9 protein-coding genes and 1 pseudogene are annotated in these 13544 nt (G+C 41.5%); all 10 read right to left on the bottom strand.

The annotated features are described in order from the left end of the window. Positions 1-6: 6 nt before the first annotated feature. Positions 7-471, bottom strand: coding sequence for a GNAT family N-acetyltransferase (locus tag AC0L4E_RS06300; RefSeq protein WP_473678480.1), 465 nt, complete (start codon positions 469-471; stop codon positions 7-9). Between the two features lie 47 nt (positions 472-518). Then, entirely contained in the window at positions 519-2504 is a 1986-nt protein-coding gene (locus AC0L4E_RS06295) for a nuclease-related domain-containing protein (RefSeq protein WP_473678479.1), read from the bottom strand. 307 nt (positions 2505-2811) lie between these two features. Continuing rightward, entirely contained in the window at positions 2812-3207 is a 396-nt protein-coding gene (locus AC0L4E_RS06290) for a ribonuclease E inhibitor RraB (protein ID WP_473678478.1), read from the bottom strand. A 10-nt stretch (positions 3208-3217) separates the two neighbouring features. Then, positions 3218-3451 carry an RNA-binding S4 domain-containing protein gene (locus AC0L4E_RS06285; protein WP_153915639.1) on the bottom strand — a complete coding sequence of 78 codons (234 nt, stop codon included), beginning with the start codon at positions 3449-3451 and terminating at the stop codon, positions 3218-3220. Between the two features lie 142 nt (positions 3452-3593). After that, positions 3594-4430, bottom strand: a complete 837-nt coding sequence (locus AC0L4E_RS06280) for an SDR family oxidoreductase (protein ID WP_473678477.1) — start codon at positions 4428-4430, stop codon at positions 3594-3596. 71 nt (positions 4431-4501) lie between these two features. After that, positions 4502-5695: an HD-GYP domain-containing protein gene (locus tag AC0L4E_RS06275; protein ID WP_473678476.1), complete on the bottom strand. Its 1194-nt coding sequence runs from the start codon at positions 5693-5695 to the stop codon at positions 4502-4504. 367 nt (positions 5696-6062) lie between these two features. Further along, positions 6063-6524: pseudogene (locus tag AC0L4E_RS06270) on the bottom strand (DUF2919 domain-containing protein); the annotation flags it as partial. Between the two features lie 185 nt (positions 6525-6709). Then, entirely contained in the window at positions 6710-8716 is a 2007-nt protein-coding gene (gene ligA, locus AC0L4E_RS06265) for an NAD-dependent DNA ligase LigA (RefSeq protein WP_473678475.1), read from the bottom strand. A gap of 69 nt (positions 8717-8785) precedes the next feature. After that, the gene (gene zipA, locus AC0L4E_RS06260) at positions 8786-9949 is read right to left on the bottom strand and encodes a cell division protein ZipA (RefSeq protein WP_473678474.1); all 1164 of its coding nucleotides are present in this window, start codon (positions 9947-9949) and stop codon (positions 8786-8788) included. 20 nt (positions 9950-9969) lie between these two features. Beyond that, positions 9970-13407 (bottom strand): chromosome segregation protein SMC, encoded by a 3438-nt coding sequence (gene smc, locus AC0L4E_RS06255; protein ID WP_473678473.1) that lies wholly within the window; start codon positions 13405-13407, stop codon positions 9970-9972. Positions 13408-13544 lie beyond the last annotated feature (137 nt).

Here is a 13544-nt window from a genome sequence, read left to right as displayed (position 1 = left end):
AAAAAGCTAACCTATTGGAGGATGCTCCTTCACTGATAAGCTATAGGAAAAGAAGCGTGTGTCTTTCACAAAACCAATCTTTTCATACACAGATTGGGCTGGAAAGTTCACTTTTGCGGTACTTAAATCAACACGTACTGCCTCAATCTCTCGAGCAAGTTCAATAGAATATTGGATTAATTTATTGGCGACACCTTGGTTTCTTGAATCTGCATCAACAAAAAGATCATTTAATACCAGTACCTTCCCTAACTCAACGGTAGAAAACGTCTGATAATTAACCACAAACCCGACCGCTTGATTTTTATCATTGTAAGCGGCAAATATATACGCATCTTGATTTTTTAAACGATCTGATAAATACAATGCGTACTCACTTTCAGGAGAGTCCACACCATAAAACGTCATATACTGCGTAAACAAAGGCAAAATGTCGTTAAAATCGGTCAAAGTTATGCGGTTAATAATCATCGTTTCCCTCAATTGAACACTGCCATGACTATACTCAAGCGCTATACTTACAGTCCTGAGTTTTCAAGTTCCTGCTCGTCTAAGCCTAATTGTTTGGCATAGCTGATGTTTGGCACTATTCTAAACTCAAACTTTAAGATTTTATGGCAAGCTTCATAAAACTCTTCTCCTAGCCATTGTTTATCGTATTGTTGCAGTGCGCGTAGCATTGCATCTGCACCTGAGCCTTGCTTGATTGACTCTGGTGCCATCGCATCGATAAAACTTGCAACAAGGCCATATAAATCTTTTTCGGCATCACCTTCAACAGACCATAACGTCGGGTCGGCATATTGTGCAGCGTAGTGACTAGCGGCAATATCAGACCCTATACCGAAATTAACTAAGGTCGCTTTTCCATCTCGACAGATAATGTTCTTCGGGCAAATAGCTCCGTGATGAATATCTAAACTGTGAAGGTATTGCAAAGCAGTTAGAAGCTGTACAAACCACAATCGTGGTTGGCCGACTTCAATGGTCGGCACTTCATCTAGCCCCACACCTTGAACCCAATCTCTAGCAATAAATAAATCATCAGACTGTGGTAACTGACCAAAAGCCAGCACCCGCTCGACATGTGGATGATAAATTTTGGCTAAACTCCGGTACATATTACTTAAGGTGTTCCATTGATTGTCAACATCTTGATAAACGCTAACACAGCATGGGTAATTGCCTTGTAAATGCATCGCACGCCAAAGTTGGCTTCTTGAAGTCGCCGAGATAAAGTGATCTAGGCGATAATGGTGATCGACGATTGCGCCTTTTTCCACTTCAATTTTCTGTGGCAAGGTATCGCAAACACCTAAATCTATTAGCGCTGATAAATCACAGCGAATCGCATCTAAATCAATGGTGCTACCATTCGCTGCTGCGCGATACCATTGGTAAATACGTGGCTGTAATGTCTTTTCAGCTAAGTCCAAAAATGCTTTGGCGTAAGCTTGAATATCTTCACTGGTATTCAATGAATCTTTAATATCAATAAATTCGACATCGGCATCTTCAGAAATAAAGATACAGTTATCAGCCCAGCCGCCAATAGTGTAGCCACGGCGGTGAATTTGCTGCAGGCCTGTAACGCTGCGACGCAGGATTTCTAATAACTGATAAGTGGTTTGTTTTTCTACATCGAAAATATTCAGTGGTACACCACGAGGCATTCTGATGGGGAGAACGACTTGCTCACCGTCTTGAATTAGAGGTGCGCAAAATGGCACACAGCTACAACCTGACAGAGATTGAATTCGTTTGAACTCATCACGTAATTTTTGTTCGTGAGAATTTGCATCTATGGCATCTTCAAACTGACTGATCACTAAAATTTTGAGCAGCCATGGTGCAGTCCAACCACCCGGGTTATATTCTGATTGCCAAACTTCTAACCCTTGTTGTAAAAACAAACATTTAAGCTTAATAAAATCTTGAATTTTATTATTACGCTGCTCAACTAAGGCAACTTGACCTATGGTGTCTAACACCATTTCTTTTTGTGTTTCTGTTACAGGGTGTATGTGCGGCGCCGTTAGACCCCACTCTTTAGTCAGCGCAGCAATGATTTTAGCAGGAGTGTAAATACTGAGTTTACCGGTATCTTTCTCAACAAGAATTTCTTCACCCTTACGGCCAGTGACAAACACCATCCCCTGACACCAAGGCGCATAAACTCCCACTGGGATTTTATTCTTTAATTTACCGGCCAGTACACGAGCTACATAATTAGCTTTTGATAAACTATTATCCACATGACGACCGTCTAATGACCACGCATGAAGCCCTGCATTTAAACGGCCAATATAACCTTTTACATCGACCACATAGACACCAAATTCGCCGACAACGAGTGCATCGACTTCCATCGCTTGGCCAGTATGAGTAGGGATTTCGACATTGGTGAGGAGTAAATAATCTTCTGGGAGTTCTTCGGCTAGAAGAGAAAATGCCCAACGCTCGGCATCATTAACTGGGGTACCAAAACTAATATGTCTTGCCATTGAGAATGCGACTCCATTAATAATTATTGTTATCTATTTCTGCATATGGCTACATCCTATAATAGAAAGGTGCCAAAAAGACACAAAAAAACCACCATAAAGGTGGTTTTTGTTTTCATAAACTTAACAGCAATTATTTCGTTAACTTATGAATTAATTCAGACACTAGATATTCATCATTTAAGTGGTGAACATATTGGCTAAAATGACATTCAAGTCATCATGTACTGAAGCGCTCTCTCGTAACAGCGGTTCACATGCTCTCTCGCATGTAACAACTCTTCATATATTAAGAATGCAATACAAATTAATGGGTGTGCGAACAAGTGTCATCACATTGATGACCTTCTTCGTCTGCAAACTCATCATCGCCTTCTTGATGTTGCATTACGCCCCATCCGTCAGTCATGCCGTCAAATTCTTGAGCAAAAGTATTAAGCTCAATTTCTTTTGCGACTAGATCGTCATAGCTAGGTACCATGTTTAAACAAACAATCAGTTCCCACTTTTCAATTTCTTCACTGAAGTTAAGCTCTAACTCACCTTTAAGATCAGTTTGTGCTAAGGCTTCAAGTGCTGACTCAGCGTCACGCTGATCATCAAAAATCAAAAAGAAATCGACATCCAATGCTACCGATAAATCGATACCAGATTCAGCCATAGCCGCTAACATTTTACCATTATCATCATCAGGGAATTGCATTGTTCTATCCTTATGCACTGGCAACAATTTTAATGAGCTCGCCATTAAATTCAATGACATCACCCACAACACATTTTTTACGCTTGCGAGTATCAACTTCGTTATTCACTTTAACGAAACCTTCAGAGATAACGTGCTTAGCTGCGCCTCCGCCATCTACTAAACCTTGTACTTTTAATACTTTATATAACTCTACAAACTCATCGCCACTTAATAGTGGGAACTCTGCAACTTCGCTGCTCATTTAATATTGGCCTTTCATCATAAATATGCTCGGCATTATACCTGAACATGGATTAATACCAATGCTTAAACCCTGCCAGTAAAGCAATCAATGGATGAAACAATTGATTAAGCTCAATTCAACTTAAAATGAATTAACTGGACTAACAAGCATCAAGCATTTTAACGGGATCGGGATGAATATAGTTGAAACCTAGCTGTTGGCAAATTAAATTGCCAACAATGGTCTTACTTGGCAAAACTTGCTGATTGAACTGCGGGGCTTCCAAGCCTAAATGCACCGCGGCAGCTTGATAAAAGTCAGCTCTTGAAGGGTGATTGGGCGCCGCTAAATTATAAATACTCGCAACTTCATTGCCTTTTTCTGTTGCATGTAAAATAGTACGAACCGCTTTAATACAATCATCAAGATGAACAAGGTTTACTGCAACATTACCACCAGCAATATCTTGCCTTCCCCCAAAGAATTTCCCTGGATGTCTCTTAGGGCCAATCAATCCCGAAAAACGAATAATGCAGCTATTTTGCATTGCTGCAAAATGAGATTCAGCCTCAAGCAAAACCGCACTTTTATCATCATAAGCCTTGGCATCAGATTCAAACATATCTTTATCCGTTGAAGGATAAACACCTGTAGTACTGATAAAAATAACCCGTTTGTACTCATGACCATTAATGAGCTGCTTCAGCCGCTGAATGTGCGTTAGATAGTGACTCTCGCCCCGTCTTAGCCCTGGTGGAATATTGGCAATTAGAACATCAGCATCAAACAGAGGCGCTAATCTCGCCGTATCTTGCTCTATCGTTTGCTCATTAACTTGGGTTAAATCCAATTCAAACGGGCTAATGCCTCGTTGAGCTAACTCGTCACAACCTTGTTGAGTTCTTTTAGTGCCTGCCACTAACAGTCCATCTTTCACTAATTGCTGAGCCAGCGGTAAACCGAACCAGCCGCAGCCGACAATTGCTACTTTGTTCATTTATTTATTCCGTGGGTAATATGAAGTTTAAAGGCATTGTGTGACGAATTAATTCGATCGTTATTCGAACGCTACTCAATGATATGACTAATGTAGAAACAAACTGGGCTATTAGCTTGTAAAGTGCTGATGAGTTTTTCAGACAAAGACTCGATTTTAATAGTTTCAATAATCGTCACATCTTCATCAGTTAAACAGCGAAACATTGCCTGACCACCGCGATCATTACAACTATAAACATGAGGCTGTTTTGACTCAGGTGACGTCATCATCACTTTAGCAATGGTGCCATCAGATAGTTTTACTATTGAACCTGGAGGGTAAATGCCCAACACTTTTACCAAGACTTGTATCAAGTCTTTTGAGTGCTTACCCACTCTGGTTTTAAATAATGTTCCCAGCGCCACTTGCGGTGAACCAGTCTTCATTAATAAACCAGCATAGTCATTTGCCAATGCCGCAATTTGTGTCAGCTTAGGTATTTTAATCTCGGTGAGTTTATTTGGGTAACCACTGCCATCTAAAAACTCATGATGATGCAACACGATATCGAGCATAGGTGCTGGAAATAACCCACTCCTGTCTAGCATTTCATAGCCTAAGTTAGGGTGAGTTTTCATATAATTAACTTCTACTGTGGTTAAATCTGTGCGTTTTCGTCTAATAGCATCGGGGATTTTAAGTTTGCCGACATCATGAAAAACACAGCCTAGAGCTAAGTCACGTAACTCGCTGTGACTCAGGCCAATACTATTTGCCATCATCAGTGATAACACCGCAACGGACACGCTGTGCTGAGTAATACTTGGCTCTTTATCAACACTGGTTACGAAAACAATTTCAGGTTGCTTGCTTTCATTAAGATGAGTCATCAATTGCTCAACCACTGTAGCGGACTCTCGATATGAGGTTTCTGCATCACTGATAATTTTACTAAAGGCGGGTCTTAAGTCGCTAGCTGCTTTGTTAAACCTCTGCTGACTGGAGTGAACCGATTTTTTTATCGCACCTTGAATATCAAATTCGGCCACAACCTCTTCAACAACCACTTCTTCAATGTCGTCGTCATTTGCCAATAAGTGATGTCCATCAATGACCGTCACATAGGTGATATCTAAGCTGTTTATTAATTCAATTTCAGCGCGAGATGTTACAGGGACTTTGTTTCTGAAGAATGGATTATTGAACCACGAAATTGGCAGTTTGACCGTCAGGCCAACCACCAATTTTGACAAAGGTATATTAATTGATTCCGTTTTTGACACTATTGCTTACCTTCGAAATATCCATTTAATCCATTGGGTAATTGCATAGAACAGAGTCTTAATCTCTGCTCATTTTCTTATTCATTGTTATTTATTAGGTGTTATTTATTCGCTGTTACTTTTTCTGCAATATTGCTTCTGTGCTTTCATTCCCATCACCTGCTTTGTCATCATCAGCTTCCTCATTAGAAGAATGGCCATCATTAGGCGTTAAAGGCTGTGACAAAGCACTGTGATTTCTTGGTCGATTGTAATGCTTTATATGATGGTCATCCACCGCTTGCTCAATTAATTGCTTTTCACTGTTTTCATCGGGCTCAGAAGGTTTCTCTTGCTCTTTTAACTTCTCAGCTTGCTGAAAGTTTGTCTCTTGTTGCCAGTCATTAAAGTAATAATGAAGTCGCTTAGACTTTAATAAATAGATACAAGACCAAAAGATAAACAGCGCATCTAATGCAAAGCTAACACGAAACAGAAAATCATCATGCATAAGCCGTTGATTTAATATTATGGCATCGACTATTAATAATAGCCAAAGTCCGTATTTAATCTTATTAAATAGTGGCCTAGCAAACTGCGGCGCACGTTTTCTTTCTGCGATAATCAACGCATAAATAATAACAGCCCCGACACCTGCCACTAAGGCCATCAAGAAATCGCTTTTATCTGGATAAAATAAACGGACCAAACCAGAACGGTCATTAAACTGAGTCAACGATGCTGCAAACACACACCAGCCACGAGCCAAAAATATCAGTATTAAATACAAAAATAAGGGTGGTTTAATGTGGCCTTTCTCATCTAGCCAAGTGATATTACTGAAATTCACTGAGTACCTATTATTAACGATTTAGATTTAAAAAATCTGTCACTGTTTAATACACATGAGGGCAAAACCTCATAAAACAAGCGAGATGCCAAATCTAAACAGTCATATCACTGTAAATAACTCCCACACCTACTCACTTCTGGCGCAGGAGTTATTGCTAAGGGCTTATTACTTAAAGTATTAGGTTAACCATTCAATAAAGCCAAAAGCTGGTCTTCATCCATGATTTTTATCCCTAAATCTTGTGCTTTAGCCAGCTTAGAACCTGCTGCTTCACCAGCTACAAGGCAATCAGTATTTTTAGACACACTACCTGCCACTTTTGCGCCCATTGCTTGTAATTGCGCTTTAGCATCATTACGGTTTAATTGAGTCAAGGTACCAGTAAGTACCCATGTTTGACCTTTAAGGCTTAACTCAGCTTCATCCACAGCTTCAATTGCTGGCCAATTAACCCCAGCTTCAATGAGCTTATCAATCACCTCTAGATTGTGCGGCTGAGCAAAAAAGTGGCAAATATGTTTAGCGACAATAGCACCTACATCATCCACTTCCATTAGCTCATCAACGTTAGCGGCTTTTATCGCCTCTAAGGTTTTATAGTGACTCGCTAAATTAGCAGCTGTGGCTTCACCGACTTCGCGGATACCTAAGGCATAGATAAAACGCGACAAGGTCGTTGTTTTAGCATCATCAATGGCTGCAATAAGTTTAGTGGCCGATTTCATCGCCATTCGTTCAAGCATGGTGACCATTGATGCGGTAATGGTGAATAGCTCTGCAGGGCTTTGAACTAACTCTTTATCAATGAGCTGTTCAACGACTTTATCGCCCATACCATCAATGTTAAGAGCTTTACGTGAAGCAAAATGTTTAATCGCTTCTTTACGCTGAGCTTCGCAAAACAAACCACCACTGCAGCGAGCAACCGCCTCGCCTTCTAGGCGCTCAACCAAGCTTTGACACACTGGGCACTCTGTTGGAAATGTAATATCTTTAGCATCTTCAGGGCGTTTTTCAGGTACGATTGCGACAATTTGTGGGATCACATCACCCGCGCGGCGAATAATAACGGTATCACCTACTTTTACACCCAATCGAGCAATTTCATCAGCATTGTGCAAAGTGGCATTGGATACTGTCACACCGCCGACAAAGACAGGTTTTAACCTAGCAACTGGCGTTACTGCGCCTGTACGGCCCACTTGAAAATCAACTTCTTCAAGTAAGGTCATTTCTTCTTGAGCAGGGAATTTATAAGCGATAGCCCAACGTGGCGCGCGCGCGACAAACCCCAAAGTTGTTTGCTTAGCAATGTCGTTAACCTTAATCACCACACCGTCAATTTCATATGACAATGCGCTTCGTCTAGTCATAATATCTGCATAGTAAGCAAATACTTCTGGCAGCGTGTCACACACTTTGACTTCTTGGCTTAATGGCAAGCCCCAACCTTTTAACTGGTTAAGCTGGCCAAAGTGACTGTCAGCTAATGGGGTCACTTCACCTTCAACCACACCTAAAGCATAAGCGTAAAAGCCTAAGGCACGGGTTGAGGTTATTTTACTATCGAGTTGACGTAAACTACCTGCGGCTGCGTTTCTAGGGTTAACAAATGCCTTTTCACCTTTGCTAAGCTGACGCTCATTTAGGGCATCAAACGCAGCTTTTGGCATAATCACTTCACCGCGCACTTCCAGTAATTCAGGGTAATTATCGCCTCGCAGCTTTAGTGGCACAGAATTAATAGTGCGGACATTTTCAGTAATATCCTCACCTACTGCGCCGTCACCTCGGGTGGCAGCGCGCTCAAGCACTCCATTGCGATATAAAATACTCACGGCTAAGCCATCAAGCTTGGGCTCGCAGCAGTAACTCACAGTATCAACTTTATCGGTGATACGTTTATTGAAGGCTTCAAAATCTGCTTGTTCAAATGCGTTATCCAAACTCAGCATAGGTTTTAAATGAGTAATTTGATCAAACTTGGCTAACGGTGCACCGCCCACTCGCTGGGTCGGAGAGTCACTACTGATTAACTCAGGATGAGCGGTTTCAATTGCAATTAAACGCTGCATTAGCCTGTCGTATTCAGCATCAGGAATGCTGGGCGCATCATCAACGTAATAACGGATGTTGTGGCTATGAAGTTCAGTGCTTATTTGCTGTAGTTCGGTTTTAATGTCTTGCATAAAATTACTCATCTAAAGACAAATAAGGCCGCAAGCGCGGCCTCATTTAAAAAATAAATCAATCAGGGTTTATGATACAGCCCGGATTCTAGCTAAATATTGTTGTTTGTTGGTTTCTGTCCAAGCTAAACGTTTGTCGTCCATCACTTCAGCACCTAAATCATCAGCAAGTTGCTGGGCTGAATTAAGCATGATTGAGAAGTTCATTAATGGATCGCCATGACAAGGTAATGTCATAAATAACACCACACCTTGAGTCACAAATTGCTCCATGTTGTCAGGGTCAAATACACCCGGCTTTAACATGTTCGCCATAGAAAATAAGACTTTACCGTTGCCAGCGTTATCCAAATGACGGTGGAATATATCCATATCACCAAACTTGAAGTTTAATGATAATAGGCAAGGCAGTAGTTCAGCACCATGTAATTGTTCGCCTTCACGAGCAACAACGTGCAGTACTAGTACATCTTGTGGGTCGCCTAATGGCTCTTCCGCTTCTTTTACAGGTTCAGCAGCTACTGGTTTAGCCACAGTTTCAACTGCTTGCTCAAATTGGGGTTCTGCGCCAAAGTCAGCTGATGCCTCTTCTTTGTATTGGTCAGCTGGATATTCATCAACAGGGGCAGTTTCAGTAAATGTTTCTGGTTTTAACTCTTGAGTCGGCGCTGGTTGCACAGGCTCAAAAGTGTCTTCAGCGAACAAAGCTTGTTGAGTTGGAATATGTGCCTCGGCCTCTGGTGCTGGCTGTTCAATAGTATGTTCAGTTACAGGCTCAAAAGAAACTTGAGGCTCTACTGCAGCTGTTTGTAATACTGGCTCTTTACGGCCAGGATTGTAACTTGGCGCCTGTGAATTGACTGCTGATTGATTTTGTAAGCCAATGCCCTTTTTAGAGCCAGCTTCATTAATTTCAACATCGTTATTAGAAGACTTGTTTTGCTCGGAAGACTTATATTGCTGAGAAGACATGTTTTGCTTAGAAGACATTGGTTGCATTGTCGCTGCTTCTTCTGAGTCATTTTCGCTAGGAACACGACGAACTTCACCAATTCCATCAGCATCAAAACCTTGAGAGTCACGTTGCTGTGATTGCTCTTTATAAAACCCCGTCATCGGGTTGTCTTTTAGGGTTTTAGGTTGTTGTTTACGAATAGACCAAAAACCATGAACTAGTACTGCGATAATTGCTATTGCACCTAGTACAAACAAAACCAGTTGAAAATCTTCCATTGGTGACCCTGTAATCCTGTTTATTCCGCGTCGGCTAACGCCACCGCTTCATCGATATCTACTGCGACTATACGTGAAACACCTGGTTCATGCATAGTGACACCTATTAATTGATCAGCCATTTCCATCGTAATTTTATTGTGGCTGATATAAACAAATTGCACACTCTGTGACATCTCTTTTAGTAAGCGACAAAAACGCTCAACATTGGCATCATCTAGAGGTGCATCAACTTCATCTAGCATACAAAAAGGTGCTGGATTCAATCTAAATATGGCGAATACTAATGATAAAGCGGTTAGCGCTTTTTCTCCACCACTAAGAAGGTGAATTGTACTATTCTTCTTACCTGGTGGTTGCGCCATAATCGTCACACCCGTTTCAAGTAAATCGTCATCAGTCAGTGCAAGGTAAGCCTTACCGCCACCGAAGACTTTCGGAAATAGTTTTGATAAATCAGCATTCACCGCATCATAAGTGGTTTTAAATCGACTGCGGGTTTCCTTATCGATTTTGCGAATAGCCTCTTCAAGCGTTGCTAACCCTTTATTCAAATCATCATCTTGATTATCTAAATAGGCTTTACGTTCGCTTTGTTGTTCAAACTCTTCAATCGCCGCGAGGTTAATTGCGCCTAAATGACTGATCCTAGCTCTTACTTTATCAAGATTTTTTTGCCAAATACCGACTTTGGCATCTTCAGGTATCTGTTTTAGCACCGCCTGAATATTAATTTGTTGTTCTTCGAGTAATTGGTACTGACCATTGGCCTGACCTTTTAAACCTTCACGTCGTAACTTTAACCCGCTGAGCGATTGAGTCAAGTTTTGAAGGCCACCAAGCTGTTGTTTTTGAATCAATACCGCACTATCTAACCGAGATTGTAACTCTGCTTGTTGAGTGCGATTTGAATTTAACAATTGTTGCTTTAATTGCTGTACATCCAACTGCTGAGCAAGTTGCTGCTGTAGTTGCTCAAGCTGCTTATCACCCAATGATTCATTGCTTTGCTGTTGCGATAATCTAAGTGAACCAATTTGCTCTACTAAAGCATCACACTGTTGCTGTTGTTTACTCAGCTGAGCATGAGTCACGGCGGCTTGGGTTTGCAGTTGTTGCAATTGGTGGCGAAGCTGAACCACCTCTCTATCCTGCTGACTGCGCTTAGTTTTATATTCTCGCAACTGATTGCTTGCTGTTTGCCAGTCTTGATTGGCTTTTTGTTGCTCGCTCATTTGCTGCTGATGCAAACTTTTAAGCTGCTCCGTTTCTTTGGTTAACTGCTCAACTTGCAGCAAACCTAAACGAATTTGATTTTCGCAGTTGGCAACTTGCTCATCTAAGCTTGCTCGCCTGCGCTGATTATCTTGTTGCTGCTTAAGTAAGCTCTGGCTTTGAGCATCAAGTTTACTGCAATCTAATTGCAGTTGATGACATTTAGCTTGCGAAGCGCTCATTTGCCCATGCACATCTGCCACTTGCTGCGTCAACTCACTGACGGCTATTTGTTCCTTGAGTAATTGCGCCTGCAATTGTTCAATTTGCAATGATAATTGTTGGCGCTCATTTTTTAACGCAAGTTCAGACTGCTTACCTTCTGTTTTGCTAATAACAAAACCATGTCCTAACAAGTAACCATCTTTACTGGCGATTAAAGCCGTTTCATCCATTAAAGCGTTCGAGGCCAGTAATTGTTTCGCTTGGACAACATCTTCAGCCCAAGTGATTTTGTTTAACCATGGAGTTAAATTAACAGGCGCAGATAACTGCTCGTTCGATGAGCCTGAATCAGGGTTAAATGTAAATCCTAACGCTTGTTCAGCATCATCAACATGAGTTGAATGGACTGTAGTATTCAGCACACCTTGAAGAACGAGTTCAACCGCTTGCTCCCAACCCGGCGTCACCTCAACCACTTGCCAAAGGGCTTGGTTGTCATCAGGTTCATTATTACTTAGCCATTGGTCAATTAAGTCATGACGAGCCCTTAATGAGGTTAAATGCTGTTTATTCTGCTGATACTGGTCACTCAATTGCTTTAAGCTAGCTTGTTTTTCGTCTAAATCTTCACTGAGCTGATGCTTCACCTCATCTTCAACTTCAAGTTGTTGAGTAAAAGCATTTATTTGCGCGTCAAGTTGAGTCAATTCAGCTTGGGTATTTTCGTCAGTATTGCGCTGCTGCTCAGCGTTAAGCTCGATTAACTGCTGCTGTTGCTGAGTTAAGGTTAATTGCTGATGCTGAAGTTTGTTTTGAGTTAACGCCGCTTCCATTTTTGCGTTAGAGACAGAATCAGAAAGTAGACTTAAATGCTGCTGCAAGTCAGATGCTCTTTCATCAACGTCATGCAGTTGCTCATCAATGGTTTGCAGTTCTGCTTCACCGAGCTGCAAACTCGGCTTTAAGCCGATAACATCGCTATTAAGTTGCTTTTCTTGCAAGCTAAGCGCTTGTAACTCTTCGATGGCCGTTTGTTGCTGACTAACAAAATCTTGCAGTCTTTTCTCAAGTTGCGAGTCTTGTTGCTGCTGATGTTTTAACTGTTGTTCCAGTTTGGCGATTTCAGTGCCAGCTTGATAAAACTCAGCCACTAAGCTTTGTTCTGAGTCTGACAAATCAGCTAACTGCGATTTTAACTGGGTTAAGGTAAGCTCTGTGCTTTCTCCATCAGCACTAGCAGCTGCGATACTGACATCAAGTTGCTGCATTTCTTTAGCAAGGCCATCTGTTTGGCTTTGCAATTCTTGATATCGCATCACTAGCAATTGAGCGTGTAAATCTCGCTCTTGCTGTTTCAATTCGCGGTACTGTTTTGCAGCTTGTGCTTGTTGATCTAACTTTTCTAACTGACTGCCAAGTTCTAACCGAATGTCATTTAAACGTTCTAAGTTTTCACGGGTATGACGAATGCGGTTTTCAGTTTCGCGGCGGCGCTCTTTGTAACGAGATATTCCCGCCGCCTCTTCAATAAATACTCTCAGCTCTTGAGGTTTAGATTCGATGAGTCTCGAAATTGTGCCTTGCTCAATAATCGCGTAGCTTCGTGGCCCAAGGCCAGTGCCCATAAAAAGATCAGTAATGTCTTTGCGGCGACACTTTTGACCATTCAAATAATAATTAGAGTCACCTTCTCGGCTTACTTGGCGTTTTACTGATATCTCTTGATAACTGGCATACTGACCTGATAAACGACCATCAAGATTTTCGAAGCTAAGCTCAATGCTAGCAACAGATACAGGCTTACGGGCGCTGGAGCCGTTAAAAATAACGTCCATCATTGAGTCGCCACGTAGATTCTTAGCACTGCTTTCACCCAATACCCAACGCACGGCATCAATTACATTGGATTTACCACAGCCGTTTGGACCGATAATGGCCGTTAAAGGGTGGTTAAAGGGAATTTTGGTGGGGTCGACAAACGACTTAAAGCCAGCAAGTTTTATTTGTTTTAATCGCATTGTGCTTTTGTGGTCGTCCGTAAGGATGAAAGATAATCAATTCGTCTGAGATAGACATTTTACTAACTTTACCAATCACGCTGCATTTTGTAACGATTTTTATGACTTAAACACACTTTAAGGCTTGTTTTCCGACC

Source organism: Shewanella sp. GJ50-10 (assembly GCF_055808815.1).
Note: the sequence above shows the minus strand (reverse complement) of the source record. Positions and strands in the feature narration are given on the sequence as shown.

Coding starts and splice junctions, on each gene's coding strand:
- AC0L4E_RS06280 (WP_473678477.1), bottom strand. CDS start 4,430: ATGAACAAAGTAGCAATTGTCGGCTGCGGCTGGTTCGGTTTACCGCTG.
- AC0L4E_RS06285 (WP_153915639.1), bottom strand. CDS start 3,451: ATGAGCAGCGAAGTTGCAGAGTTCCCACTATTAAGTGGCGATGAGTTT.
- ligA (WP_473678475.1), bottom strand. CDS start 8,716: ATGCAAGACATTAAAACCGAACTACAGCAAATAAGCACTGAACTTCAT.
- smc (WP_473678473.1), bottom strand. CDS start 13,407: ATGCGATTAAAACAAATAAAACTTGCTGGCTTTAAGTCGTTTGTCGAC.
- AC0L4E_RS06300 (WP_473678480.1), bottom strand. CDS start 471: ATGATTATTAACCGCATAACTTTGACCGATTTTAACGACATTTTGCCT.
- AC0L4E_RS06290 (WP_473678478.1), bottom strand. CDS start 3,207: ATGCAATTCCCTGATGATGATAATGGTAAAATGTTAGCGGCTATGGCT.
- zipA (WP_473678474.1), bottom strand. CDS start 9,949: ATGGAAGATTTTCAACTGGTTTTGTTTGTACTAGGTGCAATAGCAATT.
- AC0L4E_RS06295 (WP_473678479.1), bottom strand. CDS start 2,504: ATGGCAAGACATATTAGTTTTGGTACCCCAGTTAATGATGCCGAGCGT.